Consider the following 18,772-nt stretch of genomic DNA (forward strand, 5'->3'; position numbering starts at 1 on the left):
GATAGGTGCCAGCGGTTTCTGACAGTTGGGAACGAGGCGGGCGAAACCTGCCGCCCGCCGCGCTTTTCTCAGGCTTTGATGAAGGCGAGGATTTCCGGGTTCAAGACTTCCGGGTGCGTCGAAAGCATTCCATGCGGATAGCCTTCGTAGGTCTTGAGGGTCGCATTCTTCAGCAGTTTTGCGGAAAGCGGTCCCGAATCTGCATATGGAACGACTTGGTCGTCCGTCCCGTGCATCACCAGAACGGGGACCTCGATTTTCTTGAGGTCTTCCGTGAAATCGGTTTCCGACCATGCTTTGATGCACTCGTAATGTGCGTTGGCCGCCCCCATCATGCCCTGGTGCCACCAGTTGTTGATGAGCCCCTGCGAAATCTTGGCGTTTGGGCGGTTGTAGCCGTAGAATGGGCCGGTCGGCACGTCGATGTAGAATTGCGCGCGATTGTCGGCCAAGGCCTTTCGAAGGCCATCGAAGATCTCCATCGGGAGGCCTCCCGGATTTTTATCGGACTTCAGCATCACGGGCGGAACCGCAGCTACTATCACAGCTTTCGACACACGGCCGGGCTTCGCGCGAGCCACGTAATGCACCACTTCCCCCCCGCCCGTGGAGTGACCGACGTGAACCGCGTTCCTAAGATCGAGTGCTTCGACGACTTCGGCGACGTCCGCCGCGTACGTATTCATCTCATGCCCGGTACGGCTATGTGAGGACCGACCGTGGCCGCGGCGGTCATGCGCGATCACGCGATAGCCTTGGCTAATGAAGTAGAGCATCTGGTTATCCCAGTCGTCGCTGCTCAGCGGCCAGCCATGGTGGAACATGATCGCTTGCGCATCCTTGTTTCCCCAGTCCTTATAGAAGATCTCTGTTCCGTCTTTGACTTTCACGGTACCCATTGGCTCGTTCTCCATTTGTGATGCTTTGTGTTTGGTCGCAGCCTTCGCCGATGGGGCGACAGCAAGAGCGAGTGCAGCAGCCGACCCCGCAATGAGCGCATCGCGTCGGGTAAGGGGTAAGGCCAGTTCAGATGTCATTTTATTCTCCAATCCCAAGCCGTTATGCGTTTCTGTTCATTCTCAAAGTAAGCGAAATGGCGACAACGGTTCTTCGTCGGCAAGTGACTTGCCGCCGGTCTCATCCTCAACATGAGGCTGGCTCAGGCGTATGCTGCTGTCAGATTGATCGGCGTCTTCACAAACGGCACGAAACCTTCGAGGGATTCGATCCTATAAAGCCACGCTTGCACATACGGATAGTCAGTCAGATCTATGTTGCCTTCGGGGGCGCGTGCGACATAGCTGTAGAGCGCCACGTCAGCCAACGTCGGACGATCGGCCACGAGCCAGTCGAGGCTCCCGAGCTCATTGTCGAGGACGGCCAGCAATGCCTGCGATCGCCGCATTATCTCGTCGGAGACCGCCCTGTCGCCGACCAGCTTAATCCGGCGCGCCGCTGCCGGGCCGTAGGCGAGTTCGCCCGCAGCGACAGAGAGCCATCGTTGCACCTCAGCCGCCCTCAAAGGATCGGCGGGAAGCCAGTCGTGCCTCTTCAGCTTCATTGCGAGATAGACAAGTATGCTGTTTGAATCGGCCACAACGATTCCGTCGTCATCGAGCACTGGCACCTGGCCGAATTTGTTGAGTTCCAGGAATTCCTTCGTCTTCTGCTCTCCGCAGAGAATGTCCACTTCAATCAGCTCGACTGGTTCCTTCAACAGTGCAAGGAACAGGAGAACACGATGAGAATGGCCGGATATTGGGTGGTGGTAGAGGCGCATCTCATCTCCTAAACGACTTGTTGGATATATGACCGCAAGTTTTCGGGGTGGCTCACCTTAAGTCGAACTCATCGTTCGACGTGATTGTCGCTGCCAGAGTTGAACCGGTCTTTCGAGAACGTCGGGCGAAAACCCTTATTTTACAGCGGTCGCGGATACCCGGAAGTAATCGACCGCTTTGGCAATCATCTGTTGGACCTCGTCAAGACGGCCGGCGTCGCGTTCCTTCACGCCTAGCGCTCCCAGTTCTTCTGACAGCGAGTGGAACGCTATCGCAGATCTGCCCCCTGGGAGCTCGCGAACGAGGATCCGCAATGGCAAGTCCAATGCGGATAGAGGCGTATCGAGCATGACGGGCGTCCCCGCCTTGGGATTTCCATATATGAGAACACGGGTCTCCGGCATCGCCATACCGTTCTCCCGAGCTACCTTCGCATGGTCGATCTCGGCAAAGATCGTCAGGCCTGCCTTGTTGATGGCCATCATGATCGCCGACAAGGTGTCGTCGAAAGTATGCGTCGTACGATGTTCGATCGGTTTCGAGTGCATGTGCGAACTCCTCAGTGGCTCGGGTCGCCTTCCGGCTTAAACGCCCTCGTATACACAGCGCGTAAACAGCGCTGGCGGGATGACCCACTGCCCGAATTTCGCATCCCACTTTTCGGTCGGATTGGCCGCGATGGTCTCCTCGACCGTACGTCCATCCTTTTTCAGCTTGGCGACGTTTTCTCTTGCGCCAACGAGCATATCCCGCCAGACGATCAGATCCTGCCTGTTGCCGATGTCGCCGTGGCCAGGAATGACGATGGTTTCCTTGTCAATCATCTTAATGTCGGCCTCGGCGGCATTGATCTGCCCGTCGATGCTGCCGCCGGTCGAGTAGTCGATAAACGGATAAATGCCGTTCCACAGCGTGTCGCCTACGTGGATGATATTGGACTCTTCGAAGAAAACGGAGATGTCGCTGTCGGTGTGGGCTGGGCCGTAGTATTTCAACGCGATCGATTGCCCGTTGTGCCTCAGCATCTCCTTGTCGTTCTTCATAATTTGCGTTGGCAACGCGCTTTTCGGCGACGGAGGAAAATCAAAATTCCAGTCGTCTACACGTACCGCTGAGGCAAGGTGCTTGAGGGTGTTTGGATGGGCCAAGATCGCAGCACCCTCGGAGTTCAGCCACTCGTTTCCATCGGTGTGGTCGAAATGCCAATGTGTGTTGACAAGGTGGGTGATCGGCTCCGGACCAATGTCGGAAAGGGCCTTCTCGATACGTGTACGGGTGGCCGTTATGCCGGCGTCGACAAGAAGCTTGCCGTCCTTCCCTGCGATGACGCCGACGTTTCCTCCGGAACCCGTCAGCACGGAGACGCCGCCCCTCAGCTTCGTGGTCGTGATGTCCGCTGTCACCGCCGCCCGGCGGATAATATTGACCTGGCTTTCCGCCGCGGCAAACACTTCGCGCGGAGTCAACCATCCGCCGGTCGTCGCGAATGTCGCAGCGCCGAGGCAGCACAAGCAGAATCCACGTCGGGAGAGAGCGTTCGAATGTTTTGTCATGTGAGGCTCCATCTGTTGAACGAGCGTTGATGAATGAGTGCCGCCACGCAGGGGAGGCCCGCGTGGCGGCCGCCTCGACCTGATCGGCTGACTTATCAGTCGAGGACGTTGCCGCTTGCCATCGTCAAAGCTGAATGAAAAAGAAGAAATACTGCGCCTTAATCTATGGCAGCACCCTCTCCCTCATCTTACAGTCTTTGTAGCCTTGTAAACCGCTGATGGCCTTGCCTTACTGGTACCGATATCCACTCTTGGGAGCGAGCTAGTTGTCGTAAGGCGAAGTGAGATGCCGTGAGGCACCTTCCATTTTTATGCCCAAGCGCTTCGCGACCTAGACCTTGGTCTAGTTTTTCATCGCCGTATTTGCGCATGTTCTTACGTAAGTCGAATTGAATAGCTCCCCCCGCTTCATTACGATTGCTTAAAATCGCATCACGGGAACTCGTCTTCCGCGCGTCGCGGAGGAGGATACGGAGTCACCTAAATCAATACGACGGAACTTGGCAGCCGACGGGGAGTGAGCCATGCAAGTCCAGATGTCTTCAGCGATCGACGATCTCCAACCAGCGGACGGATCGACGTCAGTGCACTTGGCGACGATAGGCGAGATCGGAGGCGACGCAATTCGTTTCGGTCGTTTCTGCGCAATCCCGCATTCAAGACAGCTTTTGATGGATGGAAAGCCAAGGGAAATCGGCGGAAGAGCTTTCGATCTTCTCATGGTCCTCTTGAAGTCGAATGGTGGGATCGTCACAAAGATCGAGATCTTCAACGAGGTCTGGCCGTCAATGGTCGTCGAAGAATGCAACCTTCGCTTCCAAGTTGGATCGCTCCGAAGAGCTCTGGGCGATAACGGAGAAATAGTGAAAACTGTCGTTCGCAGGGGATACATGCTGGTCCGCGAAGGCTCCCAGGACGACCTCGTTCCTTCTGACGCAATTTCTCTTGATCCATCGTTCACAACCGTTAAGCCGGCGACGGCCTCGGCGATCGTGCTTATTGAGGACGATGAAGGGGTCCGCGACGCGATTTCAAGCCTGCTGCGTTCCGTGGGACTGGACGTAACCTCATATTCTTCTGTCCGGAGTTTTGAAGAGAGCACTTTGCCACAAGCGCCATCTTGCATCATCCTCGACGTTTGCCTGCCCGGCACGAGCGGTCTGGAATTTCAGGCCGAGCTCCAGAGAAAGGGGCTATCTTATCCAATCATATTCATAAGCGGTCACGCCGACGTGCAAATGTGTGTCCAGGCAATGAAAGCGGGCGCACTTGAGTTTTTAACAAAGCCGGTGCGCTATCAGGATTTGCTTACTGCCGTCAATATCGCAATCGGCAGGTCAGAGGGGGCCGTTTATTAGTATCGTTGATATCAGTCTAGCCGAACAAACGCGTGCCTCCGGGTGCGCGTTTCTCTGTCGAAATAGCTGAATCCCGCTACGCGTGTGATGCATACTGCTCAAGGAATTCCCACCCACCACAACTCACGCCACATCTCGACATCTCACAACATGTCCGAGTATTCGCACTGTAGGTTCATGGAAGCGAAACCAGCCCCTTCGGAAAGCAGTCCAGGGCCAAACGAGGTTACTCTCCATGAACAAAATACTCTCCATTTCGGCGGTGGTCGGCGCATTGCTTCTCAGCCAATCGGCACTGGCCGCGTCAAAGCCGACGGTTGTCCTTGTGCATGGTGCATTCGCCGAATCTGCAAGTTGGGGCGGGGTCGTCGCGAAGCTTCTCAAAGACGGGTACCCCGTGATCGCGGTCGCCAACCCATTGCGCGGGCTGAAGTACGACGCAGACTACGTATCGACCGTCGTTAAAACGATCGACGGTCCGGTCGTACTCGTAGGGCATTCCTATGGCGGGTCTGTAATCACCGACGTCGAAGGCAAGAACGTGAAATCCCTCGTCTATGTGGCTGGACTTGCGCCCGAAGACGGTGAAAGCGTAAGCGCTCTGGGAAAGAAGTTTCCCGGCAGCACGTTGGGTGAAACCCTCGCTCCTCCGGTATTGCAGCCCGACGGAAAGCACGACCTATACATTCTCCAGAGCAAATTTTGGAAGCAGTTCGCCGCCGACGTCCCGCAATCGAAAGCCGAAGTGATGGGCGTTGAACAGCGGCCAATCGCCGCCGAGGCCTTCGAAGATCCTTCGAGCAGCCCCGCCTGGAAAAGCCTTCCCTCACGGTTCATTTTCGGAACGGAGGATAAGAACATCCCTCCGACGCTCCACGCATTCATGGCAAAACGCGCCGGCTCGAAAGAGACCGTCGCGGTAAAAGGCGCCTCGCATGTCGTGATGATTTCGCACCCGGATCTGGTCTCCGCAATGATTGAGCGAGCCGCTGGCGACGAATAGCGCTCGCTCGTGCCACGCCTCTGAAATCATGGAGCATCCAATGCAGACCAATAGCGCCATCAAGGTGAGCTTGGGTACGGCGGGTGACGTGTTCGAGACGTTCGAAGAGAGCCTTCACGTCGAACACCTCAAAGTCGCTGACCCTAACATCTTCCTCGCGAAACTCACCCGCGAGAACGGCAACCTTTCCATCACGACCTCGCTCGCATCGGGTGCCGGAACATTCGTACTGGCCGCGCGCGACTCCGAACTACGCCTCGAGCAAAAGGGACGGCTTCTCTACCACGGCGTCATGATCGAAGACAGCGTGGCCTTTGTCGAGGGCCCCGATCCCATATCGGTCGAGTTGCAGTCCGACGCCTGTCTTTACGTCCTGACGTTTTTGCACGAGCGCCACCGGTGGCCCGGCGAAGTGGTGGGCGGACGATTCAACATCCGGGATCCAAGGCTGTTAGAGATCATGGGTGAGATCCTCGAGAGTTCTGTCGTACGCCGAAGCGAACTCACGCAGAACTTCTCAAGCGTCGCATTTGATCGCTACCAGGAGCTTCCACGCGTCCACCCCCTTTCGGCATGGCGGCTAAACCGCGTCAAGCGCTATGCAGAAGCGCGTTTAGACCGGCGCGTCACTCTCGAAGAGCTTGCCGACGTCGCAGGGTTCTCAAGAACGCATTTTGCCGCGACCTTCAAAGCGGCCACCTCCATGAGTGCGCATGAGTTCCTGCTCCGCCTTCGCATCCAGTCCGCGGCAAAGCTTCTGCATGAGACCGATCTTCCGCTCGTCGATATCGCGCTTCAATGTGGCTTCCAGAACCAGCCGCATTTTACGACGGTCTTCAAGAAGATGACGATGGCCACGCCGCGTAGATGGCGGGACGCCCGTCGCGGTCTGCCGGCTTCCTCTATTCTCTACCTGCAATACCGACAGAGTGCAGTTCGCGATATTCCACCAGACACTGGCGGGCAGTTACGCCACGACATGCACTGAGAGAACGCAGGCGCCGCAAGACCGGCTTTTTCCCAAGGAGTCCAGTATGACACGCATCCCACTTCACCCGTCCATCGAAGCCGCGCCGGAGGCTGCCAGGCCCACACTCGAAGCCATAAAGAAACAGATGGGCAGCGTCCCGAACATTTTCAGGATGATGGCGAACAGTCCGGCCGTCCTTGAAGCCTACGCCTCGCTGAGCGGTGCGCTCGGAAAAGGTAAGCTCGACAAGAAGATCCGAGAGCGGATCGCACTGGCGATAGCCCAGAAAAACGGTTGCGGATACTGCCTCGCCGCACACACTTACACCGGAACGCACGTCGCGAAACTCAGCATCGACGAGATTGCAGCAGCTCGTCGGGGGGGCTCCTCGGACGCCAGAGCGAACGCCGCCGTGAAGTTCGCCGTCAAGGTGGCGGAGGAGCGCGGGAGCGTCACGGAGGAAGAGCTCCAGACGATGAGGGCGGCCGGATTTGACGACGGCGAATTGCTCGAGATCGTTGCCCATGTCGCCGCTAACACGTTCACCAACTACATGAACGAGGTTTTCAAAACCGAAGTCGATTTCCCGAAGGTGGACCACCACGCCAACTGAAGGAAGTCGTCGACAAGCGGACAATATCCGCATGCCTGCCTAGTGCGGCCCAAGCCTGTGAATGTCGGTCGTCTCTCCTCGGGCACGCGGACCCGCCCGCTGCACTTCTCGTTCACAAAATCGGGCCTGAAAAATCTTCATTTGCGACGGGAAGTCAAACCGACCGGCGTACCCCCGATGGAGATGAACATGAGGACTTCCTTGCTTCGGACCCTGAGTGTTGGAGGCCCCCTGCTTCTAGCCTTGATCGCTCCCGGCAATGCCCAGAACACGCCCCCCTGGGTTACTGTTGCAAAACCCGTGGTGCGAGACGTCGTCGACAACGACGAGTTTATTGGACGCTTCGACGCGGTCGAGCAAGTGACCGTCAGGTCCCGCATTGGAGGTTATCTTCAGGAGATCCACTTCGAAGACGGCGCGTTGGTAAACAGGGGCGACCTCCTCTTTGTCATCGACCAACGACCGTACCTTAGCGCCTACAACGAGGCGACTTCGGCCCTCGAAGTCGACGCTGTTCGGACTTGTCCTCGCAATCGGCATCGTCGTCGACGACGCCATCGTAGTGGTGGAAAACGTCGAGAGAAACCTGGCGCGCGGCATGACGCCCAAGGAGGCATCTCACGTTACCATGGGCGAAGTAGGGACAGCAGTGGTCGCCATCTCGCTGGTGCTGATCGCGGTCTTCGCGCCGACGGCGTTCATTCCGGGCATTTCAGGTCAATTTTACAATCAGTTCGCAGTCACCATCTCCGTGACCACGGCGATCTCGGCGTTGAACTCGCTTACGCTGTCACCCGCTCTCGCTGGCATCCTTCTCCGAAGCCACGATAGTATAAGGGAGCCGAGGAACATCGCGAGCCGGGCCGGCGCGGTTCTGGCAAACGGGTTCAACACGGGTTTCGACAAGGTCAGCAACGGCTACTCATGGATCATTCGCAAGCTCGTCGGGGGCTGGATCGGCCGCACTGCGGCGTTGATCGTCTTCGCGTCACTACTTGTCGCGACGTGGTTCATGACGACGATCGTTCCTTCGGGATTCGTCCCCGTCATGGATCAAGGCTATGCGATCCTCGTCATCCAGTTGCCGGACGGCGCGTCCCTCGCCCGCACCGACGAAGTCGTAAAGAAGGTCGGTGCAATCGCCAAAGCGGTGCCCGGAGTTCGCAATGCCATCCAGTTTCCCGGCTTCAGCGGTGCAACGTTTACCGCAGCGTCAAACTCGGGATTGGTGTTTACGCCGTTTAAGTCGTTCAAGGAGCGCGAGCCAATCGGCGCTACGGCAAACAAGATCATCGCAGAGCTTAACGAGAAGGTTCAGGAAATCGAGGAAGCCTTCATCATTGCGATCCCGCCCCCTTCGGTGCGCGGCGTCGGAAACGCCGGCGGCTTCAAGATGCAGATCCTCGATGAAGAGAACTCCGACATGACGAGAGCGCTAGGGCTCGCCCGCGAGATGATGGCGGAGGCCGCATCCACCGAAGGCTTGACTGGCGTCTTCACCACATTCTCGAATTCCAGCCCCGAATACTACTTGGCAGTCGACCGAGACAAAGCCCGCTACCTAAACGTTCCAGTCACCAACGTCTTCAGCGCGTTGTCGATCAACCTTGGAACATCATACGTGAATGACTTCAATGCTTTCGGAAGAGTTTATCAAGTAAGGGCTCAAGCTGATCGACAGTTTCGGATGGACAAGGATGCCATGTTGGCACTGAAGGTGCGATCGGCAAAGGGCGCCTTGGTCCCGCTCGGGACGCTGATGGATCCAAGATACAAGCGGCCCCACTCTTGTCCAACGCTACAATATGTATGTCTCCGTTCCGCTTCAAGGAAACCCAACTCCCGGCACCTCGACTGGTACCGCTATCAAGAAAATGGAGTCTATCGCCGCCAAGATACTGACGCCCGGCGTCTCGTTCGAATGGACCGAACTTGCCTATCAGGAAACCCGGACAGGAAATGCCGGGGTCTACATCTTTGCGCTTTCGGTCATATTTGTCTTCCTGGCGCTCGCCGCTCAGTACGAAAGCTGGGTGCTGCCCTTGGCAATCATCCTGATCGTTCCCCTCGCCGTGCTCGCTGCCTTGATCGGGGTATCACTCCGGGGAATGGACAATAACGTGTTGACGCAAATCGGTTTGATCGTTCTGATCGGATTGGCCGCAAAGAACGCGATCTTGATCGTGGAGTTTGCCCGGCAGGCGGAAGAAGACGGCAAGTCAGTCGTTGACGCTGCGGTCGAGGCAAGTCACCTTCGTCTGCGCCCGATCCTCATGACGGCGTTCGCCTTCATCTTTGGCGTCCTCCCGCTTGCTTTGGCCACCGGACCAGGCGCCGAGATGAGGCAGTCTTTGGGGACGGCGGTGTTCTCGGGGATGCTTGGCGTGACGGTCTTCGGATTGTTTCTGACGCCTGTTTTCTATGTTGTACTGCGCTCGATGCGAAAAGGACCGATAATTGCCGTTGGGGTTGGGGCGCAACGCAGCGTTTGAAAAAAATTGGGAGAAGTCCGCGAGCCAGGTCCGGTTCTCGGACCAAGCTTCGAAAGCGGCTTCACACGGAGCTTTGCAACCGTTGGCTAGACTTTGAGGCCGTGATTGGTGCGGACGTGTTTTATCCGCAATGATTAGCGACTGCTGAAGTCGCTACATCATTGCGGGTTTGCCTAGCATTTTTTGGGAAGAAAGAGGTCCTTGCGACGTTATGAGTGCGAGGACCTCTTCCAGGAGATCGCTGCCTGGGCGCGTCATGTTGCGGCGAGGATTCCGCTAGCGATCACCTTGTAGCGGTGAGGCTTAGCCCATGTCCGGGACGACGAATGCGACGGACGTTTCCGTGAGTACACGGTGAATCGGGTCCGCCAACTGAACCAAGATTCTGTGGTTGCCGGCGGCCAGTCCGACCACGATCAGTGTTTCGCCACTTGCATCGACGAAGTGCCACGGAAGGTCGTCGACGGTTATATGAAGGTGACCAACTCGTGGTGACACGTCGAGAGCCCCTTCCCCGAACACCGGAACGATCCTGATGTTTTCGGTTCGGTACTGTATGAACACATGCCCGCGGGCAAGTGGGCCAGGCAACGGCGGGTCCACGATCAATCGAGGAGCCGGTTCGTCGCCGATCGCGACAAGGGGGGACGGTCCTTTAAAATACATGGCGGACCGAAAGGTGACATCGACTGAGTTCGTCATGACAACCTCCGAAATAAGGCCTCGATGACGGAGACGGTTTTCTCGCTTCGTTGGTCTGGCACGCATGATCGTATTGATTGGGCTTCGGTTCCAGCGAGATGCCGTGAGGCGCCGTTGATTGTCGTTGGTCCGCCGCTTCCACGGGGCCTTCGCGTCGTCCGCGCTAGGACGACAAGGCGGCCTGAATCGCCCGCAGTAAGGCGGTCGGACTTACAGGCTTCAAGAAGATGCTTATCGCGCCGGAGTTCCTGGCCCGATCGCCAGCGGCGACGTCGGAATGTGCGGTTATAAGGATCGTGGGAATGCGTGAGCTTCCCGATAGTCTTTCGAGCAGATCAAGACCAGAAATCCCGCCGAGCTGGATGTCCGTGACAAGACAAGCTGTTTTCTGAAGCTCCTCGGACTCAAGGAAATCTTCTGCTGAAGAAAAGGCAGCAACGTCGATCCCGGATGCGCGCAGAAGGCCTCGTAGAGCGTCCCGAACAGGCTCGTCATCCTCCACGCAGGCGACGAGCGATGACTTCGTGGTCCCGACCATCCTAGATCCTTTAATCCAATCTGTTGACGTAAGGCTACACCGATGAGGAAATTGCTACCTGATCGCCGAAATCCAACAAATCAAAATGACGCACCAGTTGCGGCAGCGTTTGCGCGTGCATTTTCTGCATGACGTTACCGCGGTGCAACTTCACGGTAGCTTCTGTTATTCCCAAAGCCGCAGAAATCTGCTTGTTGCGCTGACCCTCGACAACCCGAACTAGCACCTCCTGCTCTCGCTTCGTCAACGATTCGAATCCCGCTCGAGCATCTGACGCCGCCTGCTCCATCCGAGAGGAGCGCGTATCGCGTTTCAGAGCAGCGTGGATCGCGTCAAGGAGATCTTGTTCGCGCACCGGCTTGGTAAGAAATTCGACGGCTCCGGCCTTCATCGCCCGAACGGCAATCGGAACGTCGGCGTGGCCGCTCATAAAGATGACCGGCCTTTGGAACCCTTTGGAACGGGCCTCTTCGTAAAACTCGATCCCGCTTTGACCAGGCAGCCGGACATCCAAAATCATACAGCCGACCTCGTCCAGCTTGCCTTTTGAGGAAAACTCCGAGGTGGATGAGAAGGCCGAGACGCTGAATTTCATTGAGCGCAGGAGCCCGACAAGCGATTCCCGAACGCCTACGTCGTCTTCGATGACGACAACTTGCGGTGCAGTTGTCTCAGACGCGTTGTTCATCAATGCCCCCTTGCACATGGTATCGTCAGCTCGAAGACGGCTCCTCCCGACGGTCCGGGATGTGCAATGATCTTGCCGCCGTGCACTTCTACGATCGATCGGCATATTGCGAGACCCATCCCCGTGCCATCGGGTTTTGGTGGAGTAGAATGCTTCAAAAACCTGGTCGAAAGCAACAGGGTCTTGTCTGAGGCCGTAGTCTTCTAAGCGCACATTAACATGTCCACGTTGATTTTCTTGCGTTACCAAGCAGATTTTGCGGGGGCATTCCACACAGGAGATCGCCTCAGCGGCGGTCAGCATAATTTTTGAAAGCACCTGCTGGAGTAGGAATCTTTCGCAACTGACAGATCTCATCGGCGTACCGAGAAATAGGCGTGCCTCGATTTGGCGGCTGCGCAGCTTGGCTCCAGACCGTCTTCGGCCCCGGAAAACAGTTCCAATCCGTTTCCGCCGCGGATCACGCCCATCGCTGGAAGTGTGGTCACCGAGCGCAAAACCGGTCCATAAACGAGCGTCAAGATGGGTTGGGAGCTCGCCTCTCAATGTCGTGACAGACGGCTGGTCCGGCGTGGCAGCCTTCGAGAAGTCGTCCATTGCGGCCTTGCTTAGAAATCGATTCCGCAACCAGCCATAGAAGTGCGTCCGGAGCCCCAACCTGAGAAAACCACAGCGAGTTCGCTTTGTTTATCGAAATGGTACGAATTCAGCCTCCAACCCACTTTCTGCGTTGGCATTTATTCTCCAAGAAGGACTGGCCGACTCGTGTCACCGGGAACCACGACGCTCACGACCGTTTTCGTATCCTGGTTCGAGGCCGGTGTGATTTTTCTGGTCGGCCCGAGAGCGCTAGCCACTGCGTTCCCCTTGGCGTCTGTCGTGAACGCCGCTACCGGTGGAAGTTTGCCGTCGAACAAGACTTCGTAATCGGTCGCCGGCCGCAAATTGTAGACACTTACATCGACGGTGTCGATCAAGCCGAGATTTCGGGAAACGATCAAACCTCTGCCGCCCCTGCCGTCTTGAGATTTCAAAAGTGCTGTTGAGTTTTCGGGGGCATCTTTCCTTGGGGTCAGATTTTGCAGACCGTTGCCTTCAGGGACGGCATTGGAGACATAGATCAGGGCCTGAGGTGCCTGCCCGGAAGGTATGTGGGCGATTTTTGTATTGGTGGCCGTTTCCACCACATCGACCCCGTCTCCGTTCTCGAGAGCAAGAAAGATCCTGCTACCGTCATCGGAACCCCAGATGCCGTGCGGCAGCGCGCCAACTGCGATAGTCGTCACCAGGTCCGACGCTTGATCAGCACTATAGACTTTGACAAGATTTTCGCCTCCAACCGTGACGTAGGCTCTCAGTCCCTCGGCTGTTTTTGCAAAAGCCAAATGGTTCGTTATCGGGCCGGTGTCGATGACGCCCGCCACCGTCAGGGACTTGAGGTCCACCCTCGTCACCTTTCCGACATCCTTGTGGGTAAGCCACGCCTCCCGTCCATCGGGCGTCACTTGGATGAACGGTGAGAACGGCGAAACGACCGGAATCGATTTCAAAAGTCTTCGGGTCTTGACGTCGAACACTTCGACGACGGGGTTGAAGCTATTGCACACCACAGCCCGCTCTCCATCGACCGAGAACATGACCATTCCCGGACCAGAGGTTGTGGGAATTCGGGCGGTTTCCAGGTAGGTCGATGCGTCTATCACCGATATGTAATCTTCGCCACGAACCGTCGCCCATACCTCATTCCCATCCGGAGTGAAGAATGCCTCGTGGGGATTTCGACCAATGTAGGCGGTCCCTTTCACATGGTTTGTGGCGGTATCAACGAAGGTGACTGAATTTGTAATGGTCGATACGACGACAATCGTCCGGTGATTGGGTGAGAATCCGAGCCCATGTACGTTGACTTGCCCTTTGTATAAGGCGCTGAGGACGTATGGCCGCGGATCACCAAGCTTGATGTAGCCGAGAAGCCGGTTCGTCGATGGATCAACCACGCTTACGGTGTTGCTGTTTTGATCTGCGGCGTAGACACGGTCTTTCGAGCTCGGATCGGCCGACGCATCCTGCGCGAGGAGAAGCGCGCTCAACATTAAGATCGAGCGGTTCATCGCGCAGCCCCTTCGGTAGACACCCGCGCTGACATCTTCTCGAGCATGATAGTCATGAGCTGAATCTCATATTCCTGTTCGGTGACTATCGACTGGGCTAGATTTCGGATCTCCATATCGGACGTGGCCAACAGAACAGCCTTCGCCATGTCAACGGCTCCTCGATGGTGTGGCAACATCTGCTCCAGAAAGTCACGTTCTGGAATTCCAGACTGTGGCGCAGACATCATGGCGGAGTGCATCTTCGACATCGAGAGCCTCATCGACATCGAAAACGGCGTCGTAGGTGGCTGGTCTGTCGAACCGGCGTGGGCATGATGGTTTATTTGGTCGCCAGCCGCTGGCGTGGCGCAGGCAAGCAGGGCGAGGACAGGAAGAACGCGGCGCATGTCGGTTTCCTTCGGAATATCGACGCCGGTTTAGCATTCTTGAGACTGACAGCGCCAAGGAGATCGGATTAGCTGGCGTGAGACGCTGTGAGTTGTCGGCGTAGATAGCCGAAATGTCCGGCCAATTTGCACCGCACGGGTACTTGATCGGCAAGAGTGCTGATCATTCAGACAGCCGAAACTTATTCGTCGTCAGTAGGCGCGGATGTTCAGCGAATTTAACACCTCGGGCGTGATGGTGCCTGTCACCTTCAAACCGTAGTCCTCCTGCAATTTGGCGAGTGCCACCTTAGACTGGGGTCCGATTTTTCCATCGATGACGCCGTCATAGTAGCCAAAGAGGCTCAGTGCCTTTTGCACCTGGATAACGATCTGTCTGAATTTGTCCGAATTGCCAGGAAGAACCTTCCGTTCCTGCTTCAACGGGACTGCGGGATAGTAGCTTGGGTCCATGATCCCGGCTGCTGAGCCCGGCGTGGTCACGGTCGTGTCCGGCTGCACCCGGTAAAGTGGGGACCTTTGGTAGGACTGGCTCGGAGCTGTAAAATCGAGGTGTCCGCGCCACATATCCGCCACCGCCCAAAGATCGGTGGCTCGAATGCGACCGATGACTGGAATGGGAGCGATGGCCAGCGAGTGTGTAAACGTGCTGTAGCTGGAGGCGTTGGAAGATCGATAACGAAAGATCGCTTTTCGACATCATGGCGCTGATCGGCGCCGCGTCGAGCTTACTCGGTATGAAGCCAGCCGCGAGCAGCGTCGGAATCGTAAACAACCGCGTTTTCATAAAGGCGAAATCTCCCCAAACCCCTCTGAATGCTTATACCACTCGAAGAAGCCACCACAAGCATCGCGCGAGTTGCATGTCTCACAAACGTCAAGATACTTTCTCTTCCAGTCGGAAATGGTGGACGGCGTCAACCTCCTGTACGGCTCAGGCACCGAGCAAAGCGGAAAATTGTAAAGAGAGACTTCAATTCCGTGGGTGATGGCGATGTTAACCGCCGACTTTAACGCATCGAAATCTTTCGACGTGTCGATGAAGCTAGTGTCCCAGTTCATGCGACCAAAGCCAATTCGCTCTAACTGCATCAGCGCTCAGACGGAGATGAACGGAAGTCGGTTATGAATATGCCTTGCGAGTGCGGGCAAGTCCGAGAAATTCTGCCGCATCACAACGGTACGCAATTCGACTGAGGCGCCGGCGAGCATCAGCATCGACAACGTTTCCTCAAGGCGCACGAAAGCTCCTCGCTTGCCGACGATTTCGTCGTGAAGGGTGGCGGTCCGGGCGTACAAAGGAATCCCCCAAAGGATTCGATCCAGGCCAATCTCACTCAGCCGCGCGATGTCGCCTGGTTCGAAATGCTGCCATTGGTCAGAATGTGGAAGCGGACATCGGGGCGCAGAGCGGCCGACGTCTCGAGGAATGTAAACAGCCGCTCCTTGTGCAACATCGGCTCGCCCCCTGAGATGCCGACGTACGAATCATTCGGCGCGAGCGTTACCGCGGTGGCGAATTGGTCGAAGAGGTCGGAATGCTGTTTCTTCGGCGGTGGCTGAGAGCACATTACGCAGAGCTGATCGCATTGCTCCGTGACGAGTAAGGTGTTGTGCCTGGAATCTGCCCTTGTGAGACGATGTGCACTCGCCTGACCCGGCAGAAGGAGCAGCACGTCACCGCCAATCTCGGTGTTTGGGGGCGAGTGGACGATCAGAGAGAAACCACAGTAATCATATTCGTGAAGTTCGCCTTCACGTCCAATCAAGACAGCGTCATGATCAGTTGCGGCTGCGCCAACGTTGCAGAGCCTTACGACAAGGGGCTCAACAAGTCGCAGGGGGTCGATTTTAAGCCTCAAGTCGATCACGAGTGCACCTTCGCAAGCGCAGTGTCGAACTCAGGCATGCCCGCCCATATCGCGACAGATTTCTGCACCTTCGGGTCTTCTGAATAAATCAGTTCGAACACCTTATCGAAAATATGGGTATGGCGCTGACAGAAGTCCGTGAGGTTTTTGGGGAGATCGATCCGGCCGTAGCGCGAAAGATCATCGACGAGGTCGACGCCGCAATATGCCTGATTGAGTGCGGTCAACAAGCTCCGATCCAATCCAGTCCTCAGGTTTCCCATCGACAGATCAATCTGTCCAATGCGTGAGACCATTCGCGCCTCGTCGGTAGGATGGAACACCCCGTCGTGGTCGATAACGAGGTAGCTGTCTCCAAGAATGTTCGGGTTTCGAAGATCGGAGTGTCTGTTATGCCCTGCCCTCAGCACGCGCCGAAGACAGTGAACGAGATAGTACTCCTCGATCGGCTCGAGTGCGGTCCAATTGTACTCGACGACGGCGTCGATGAAGACGAATGATAGGCGTTCCACTTTTTCGCGCTCTTCAGCGCCTGAAACTGCTTCCTCGCGAATCCTTGATAGTTTACGGGCCTCAAAAAAGATTGATCGCATGCCGTGGGAAGTGAAGCTTGCAATCACCGAGACAGGTTCAGGCAGATTTCGGATGTCCAGTGTGGGTAACGCCGACAGCTTGGAAGAACCAAGTTCTGAAGTGACGCGGCGCAGATTTTGGAAAAATTCTTCGGTTCGCACGTCGGTGACCGTGCGTTGGTGCTTGTGGATCTCTCTATCCGCGTCGAGCGAGGTGCTGACGTGAGTGTCGACTGCAGAGATGAAATCCCATTCAGCGGGACCGAGCAATTGCAGGTTTGTACAGACAACACACTCGGCATGCTCGAAGCGTTGACGACAAAAGGCACGGTCGCCTTCAAGCAAGTCCAGCCGTAACAGGGGCTCTCCGCCTTGGAATTCCACCTTAAGACGCTTTGTCGTCAGGCTATCCAAAAACTTCAGGACGACTTCGAGCGTCGCCTCGTCCCAATCAAATCCCGGTGTATTCTCGTTGACGCGGGAAACCTGGCAATAGCCACAGGCTAGATTGCAGCGCGGGTCGGCACGAGAATGACGTAGTCGAGCCCAACGGGAGCATACAGTCTGTTTGCCCACCGATACATGAACGCGTTGAAGGACGGGTCGTCGACGCCAAGGTACGAGTGACCATTCTGTGCCAAGTACTCATGATCGCGGTCATCGAGCCTGTCCCTCGCATAGCGCCCAAGAAAGTCTTCGCCTGACTTGAAATATCCGCCCGCATCGTACGTGAAAAGAAGGTTGCCATCTGAAAGCCGGCCGAATTTCAATGGGAATACATTCATCGGCCCATCACTCCATGGATCAGCGCACTCCGAACCGATTGTGTTTCTGCGTAGATCTTCTGTCGGCAAAGTGTGAACTGGAAATCGCGCACGGCTTCGGCAAGGTCTAGACCGGCGGGACCCGTAAGCGTGATCGGGGGACCGATTTCCACCTGGACTGTGGGATTTAGATACGCAAAACGCGCGAGCGCATCTTCCAGAAACGGCAAAAACACCAACTCGACCAAGACTTTACGTGAATTTCTTAACATCATTTTTCGCCTCCCGCGCTAAAGTCGCCCGAAGGTCAATTGAGATTTTCGTCAATCGTCTTGTATCACGCCTCCAGTGGGCCGACGTAGCGTTTGGAGAGCGCTTTCCAATTCCCTTGGTCGAACTCGAAGAATTCGAGGTAGCATTGCTTTCGTCGTAGGACGCCCATTGGGTAGTGAAGAGCCTGCTCGAAAGCTGATACTTCAAGCTCAGGTACATGCTATCTTCGCCACCGCGAGGGAAGTTGAATGGTTGTCCCGTGCGATTGCTCGCTACGACGACGAATGTGCATCCTTTCCCGCACCCGATCTGAACGACAGAGTATTCGCCGGCAAAGTTTAGGCCCCCGTTTAAAGCGTTGCGGATACGAGTTCGGAAGCTGTTGAACTTTGCGTCACGCGCTTTGAAATCGGGAAGCTTTGTCTTTCCCGTGAAGATATCCTCCACGCTATAATCGTCAGGAGAAACATTGGAGAGCCGGTTCTGACCACTGATCCCGGACGGTTCGCCACCCCAATTAATAGGCCCGTAGCCAGAATCGTAAGGTTTCTTCGCGCCCCAAATCGTGTCCGCGTAGTCTTGTTCGGCCAGTATAACAGCGCTGAGTTTAGCATAAGGGGCTATGAAGTCGCCGAGCTTTTCATTTCCATGTGACGCTTGAAGCTCGGCCAGGACAGAGGCAGTGACCGTCGTCACGAACGTCGCCACCTGGCGTTTTCCCGATATTTCGTAGTAGTTGAAGAAAATGAGTGCCCCGTCACCGGCCAATGACACGGGGGGCCTCGCGTCGAACATAAGTCCGTTATGACCGAACCGCATGCGGATTGCGGAAAGCGAAGTTTCCCCATACTTGAAACCTTCGAAGTCGGAATACGCCCCGCCCCCTTGTCCGCCCCAATCCGTCTCCAAGTACACGATCCTGCCGCTAGACCGTAGAAACGTAGCGGAAAGATCATTGCCGCCCGGCAATGCAAAATTCACCGCGGAGTGTGGCCCCAGGCATGAGATGAGGTCTGAGCGACGCCGAGTTGATTGAGAGCGCCTTTGTCGCTGCCAATGGTGACGCCGGAGAGCGATTGTGCGGTTGCGGCACT

At 56.3% G+C, this 18,772-nt stretch carries 20 protein-coding genes and 2 pseudogenes; 6 read left to right on the forward strand and 16 right to left on the reverse strand.

What is annotated here, in order from left to right:
* Window positions 1-68: 68 nt before the first annotated feature.
* From ACP7E6_RS22780 to ACP7E6_RS22795, 4 genes are all read right to left on the reverse strand, one after another.
* Window positions 69-899 carry an alpha/beta fold hydrolase gene (locus ACP7E6_RS22780; RefSeq protein WP_426232124.1) on the reverse strand — a complete coding sequence of 277 codons (831 nt, stop codon included), beginning with the start codon at window positions 897-899 and terminating at the stop codon, window positions 69-71.
* Between the two features lie 260 nt (window positions 900-1,159).
* On the reverse strand, window positions 1,160-1,780 hold the full coding sequence (locus ACP7E6_RS22785; RefSeq protein ID WP_426231992.1) for a glutathione S-transferase family protein: 621 nt from the start codon (window positions 1,778-1,780) through the stop codon (window positions 1,160-1,162).
* A gap of 135 nt (window positions 1,781-1,915) precedes the next feature.
* Window positions 1,916-2,329, reverse strand: coding sequence for a DUF302 domain-containing protein (locus ACP7E6_RS22790; RefSeq protein ID WP_426231993.1), 414 nt, complete (start codon window positions 2,327-2,329; stop codon window positions 1,916-1,918).
* A gap of 36 nt (window positions 2,330-2,365) precedes the next feature.
* Complete coding sequence (locus ACP7E6_RS22795) at window positions 2,366-3,334, reverse strand: MBL fold metallo-hydrolase (RefSeq protein ID WP_426231994.1); 969 nt, start codon at window positions 3,332-3,334, stop codon at window positions 2,366-2,368.
* A 524-nt stretch (window positions 3,335-3,858) separates the two neighbouring features.
* Here ACP7E6_RS22795 and ACP7E6_RS22800 point away from each other — a divergent pair.
* The 6 genes and pseudogenes from ACP7E6_RS22800 to ACP7E6_RS22825 all read left to right on the forward strand — a co-directional run.
* Window positions 3,859-4,692, forward strand: coding sequence for a response regulator (locus tag ACP7E6_RS22800; RefSeq protein ID WP_426231995.1), 834 nt, complete (start codon window positions 3,859-3,861; stop codon window positions 4,690-4,692).
* 235 nt (window positions 4,693-4,927) lie between these two features.
* The gene (locus ACP7E6_RS22805; protein ID WP_426231996.1) at window positions 4,928-5,695 is read left to right on the forward strand and encodes an alpha/beta fold hydrolase; all 768 of its coding nucleotides are present in this window, start codon (window positions 4,928-4,930) and stop codon (window positions 5,693-5,695) included.
* Window positions 5,696-5,735: 40 nt separating this feature from the next.
* Entirely contained in the window at window positions 5,736-6,683 is a 948-nt protein-coding gene (locus tag ACP7E6_RS22810) for a helix-turn-helix domain-containing protein (protein WP_426231997.1), read from the forward strand.
* A gap of 46 nt (window positions 6,684-6,729) precedes the next feature.
* A complete protein-coding gene (locus ACP7E6_RS22815) occupies window positions 6,730-7,278 on the forward strand; it encodes a carboxymuconolactone decarboxylase family protein (RefSeq protein ID WP_426231998.1) in 549 nt (182 codons plus the stop codon).
* Window positions 7,279-7,467: 189 nt separating this feature from the next.
* A pseudogene (locus ACP7E6_RS22820) lies at window positions 7,468-7,782 on the forward strand (biotin/lipoyl-binding protein); the annotation flags it as partial.
* A 4-nt stretch (window positions 7,783-7,786) separates the two neighbouring features.
* Window positions 7,787-9,770 (forward strand): annotated as a pseudogene (locus ACP7E6_RS22825) (efflux RND transporter permease subunit); the annotation flags it as partial.
* Between the two features lie 303 nt (window positions 9,771-10,073).
* On the opposite strand, the gene ACP7E6_RS22830 reads toward ACP7E6_RS22825, so the two are convergent.
* From ACP7E6_RS22830 to ACP7E6_RS22885, 12 genes are all read right to left on the reverse strand, one after another.
* Window positions 10,074-10,472 carry a DUF6130 family protein gene (locus ACP7E6_RS22830; RefSeq protein ID WP_426231999.1) on the reverse strand — a complete coding sequence of 133 codons (399 nt, stop codon included), beginning with the start codon at window positions 10,470-10,472 and terminating at the stop codon, window positions 10,074-10,076.
* Between the two features lie 163 nt (window positions 10,473-10,635).
* Window positions 10,636-11,010 carry a response regulator transcription factor gene (locus ACP7E6_RS22835; protein WP_426232000.1) on the reverse strand — a complete coding sequence of 125 codons (375 nt, stop codon included), beginning with the start codon at window positions 11,008-11,010 and terminating at the stop codon, window positions 10,636-10,638.
* 34 nt (window positions 11,011-11,044) lie between these two features.
* Window positions 11,045-11,698 carry a response regulator transcription factor gene (locus tag ACP7E6_RS22840; RefSeq protein ID WP_426232001.1) on the reverse strand — a complete coding sequence of 218 codons (654 nt, stop codon included), beginning with the start codon at window positions 11,696-11,698 and terminating at the stop codon, window positions 11,045-11,047.
* A complete protein-coding gene (locus ACP7E6_RS22845; protein ID WP_426232002.1) occupies window positions 11,698-11,874 on the reverse strand; it encodes an ATP-binding protein in 177 nt (58 codons plus the stop codon). Before ACP7E6_RS22845 ends, ACP7E6_RS22840 begins: the two co-directional genes overlap by 1 nt.
* Before the next feature lie 561 nt (window positions 11,875-12,435).
* On the reverse strand, window positions 12,436-13,809 hold the full coding sequence (locus ACP7E6_RS22850; RefSeq protein WP_426232003.1) for a YncE family protein: 1,374 nt from the start codon (window positions 13,807-13,809) through the stop codon (window positions 12,436-12,438).
* Window positions 13,806-14,198 carry a DUF305 domain-containing protein gene (locus ACP7E6_RS22855; RefSeq protein ID WP_426232004.1) on the reverse strand — a complete coding sequence of 131 codons (393 nt, stop codon included), beginning with the start codon at window positions 14,196-14,198 and terminating at the stop codon, window positions 13,806-13,808. Before ACP7E6_RS22855 ends, ACP7E6_RS22850 begins: the two co-directional genes overlap by 4 nt.
* 192 nt (window positions 14,199-14,390) lie before the next feature.
* Window positions 14,391-14,681, reverse strand: a complete 291-nt coding sequence (locus tag ACP7E6_RS22860) for a peptidoglycan-binding protein (RefSeq protein ID WP_426232005.1) — start codon at window positions 14,679-14,681, stop codon at window positions 14,391-14,393.
* Between the two features lie 300 nt (window positions 14,682-14,981).
* Window positions 14,982-15,260: a hypothetical protein gene (locus tag ACP7E6_RS22865; protein WP_426232006.1), complete on the reverse strand. Its 279-nt coding sequence runs from the start codon at window positions 15,258-15,260 to the stop codon at window positions 14,982-14,984.
* 275 nt (window positions 15,261-15,535) lie between these two features.
* Window positions 15,536-15,967: a hypothetical protein gene (locus ACP7E6_RS22870; protein ID WP_426232007.1), complete on the reverse strand. Its 432-nt coding sequence runs from the start codon at window positions 15,965-15,967 to the stop codon at window positions 15,536-15,538.
* Window positions 15,968-16,065: 98 nt separating this feature from the next.
* A complete protein-coding gene (locus tag ACP7E6_RS22875; RefSeq protein ID WP_426232008.1) occupies window positions 16,066-17,217 on the reverse strand; it encodes a radical SAM protein in 1,152 nt (383 codons plus the stop codon).
* Window positions 17,218-17,422: 205 nt separating this feature from the next.
* A complete protein-coding gene (locus tag ACP7E6_RS22880; protein ID WP_426232009.1) occupies window positions 17,423-17,680 on the reverse strand; it encodes a hypothetical protein in 258 nt (85 codons plus the stop codon).
* Window positions 17,658-18,587, reverse strand: coding sequence for a hypothetical protein (locus tag ACP7E6_RS22885; protein ID WP_426232010.1), 930 nt, complete (start codon window positions 18,585-18,587; stop codon window positions 17,658-17,660). The genes ACP7E6_RS22880 and ACP7E6_RS22885 overlap by 23 nt, the downstream gene beginning before the upstream one ends.
* Window positions 18,588-18,772: the final 185 nt, after the last annotated feature.

Source organism: Pararhizobium sp. DWP3-4, assembly GCF_049898205.1.
Lineage (GTDB): Bacteria > Pseudomonadota > Alphaproteobacteria > Rhizobiales > Rhizobiaceae > Pararhizobium.

Excerpts from the sequence above, each read along its gene's own strand:
- ACP7E6_RS22815 (WP_426231998.1), top strand. The coding sequence starts at position 6,730 with ATGACACGCATCCCACTTCACCCGTCCATCGAAGCCGCGCCGGAGGCT.
- ACP7E6_RS22865 (WP_426232006.1), bottom strand. The coding sequence starts at position 15,260 with ATGAACTGGGACACTAGCTTCATCGACACGTCGAAAGATTTCGATGCG.
- ACP7E6_RS22790 (WP_426231993.1), bottom strand. The coding sequence starts at position 2,329 with ATGCACTCGAAACCGATCGAACATCGTACGACGCATACTTTCGACGAC.
- ACP7E6_RS22780 (WP_426232124.1), bottom strand. The coding sequence starts at position 899 with ATGGGTACCGTGAAAGTCAAAGACGGAACAGAGATCTTCTATAAGGAC.
- ACP7E6_RS22795 (WP_426231994.1), bottom strand. The coding sequence starts at position 3,334 with ATGACAAAACATTCGAACGCTCTCTCCCGACGTGGATTCTGCTTGTGC.
- ACP7E6_RS22800 (WP_426231995.1), top strand. The coding sequence starts at position 3,859 with ATGCAAGTCCAGATGTCTTCAGCGATCGACGATCTCCAACCAGCGGAC.
- ACP7E6_RS22785 (WP_426231992.1), bottom strand. The coding sequence starts at position 1,780 with ATGCGCCTCTACCACCACCCAATATCCGGCCATTCTCATCGTGTTCTC.
- ACP7E6_RS22810 (WP_426231997.1), top strand. The coding sequence starts at position 5,736 with ATGCAGACCAATAGCGCCATCAAGGTGAGCTTGGGTACGGCGGGTGAC.
- ACP7E6_RS22805 (WP_426231996.1), top strand. The coding sequence starts at position 4,928 with ATGAACAAAATACTCTCCATTTCGGCGGTGGTCGGCGCATTGCTTCTC.
- ACP7E6_RS22880 (WP_426232009.1), bottom strand. The coding sequence starts at position 17,680 with ATGATGTTAAGAAATTCACGTAAAGTCTTGGTCGAGTTGGTGTTTTTG.
- ACP7E6_RS22840 (WP_426232001.1), bottom strand. The coding sequence starts at position 11,698 with ATGAACAACGCGTCTGAGACAACTGCACCGCAAGTTGTCGTCATCGAA.
- ACP7E6_RS22855 (WP_426232004.1), bottom strand. The coding sequence starts at position 14,198 with ATGCGCCGCGTTCTTCCTGTCCTCGCCCTGCTTGCCTGCGCCACGCCA.
- ACP7E6_RS22830 (WP_426231999.1), bottom strand. The coding sequence starts at position 10,472 with ATGACGAACTCAGTCGATGTCACCTTTCGGTCCGCCATGTATTTTAAA.
- ACP7E6_RS22835 (WP_426232000.1), bottom strand. The coding sequence starts at position 11,010 with ATGGTCGGGACCACGAAGTCATCGCTCGTCGCCTGCGTGGAGGATGAC.
- ACP7E6_RS22850 (WP_426232003.1), bottom strand. The coding sequence starts at position 13,809 with ATGAACCGCTCGATCTTAATGTTGAGCGCGCTTCTCCTCGCGCAGGAT.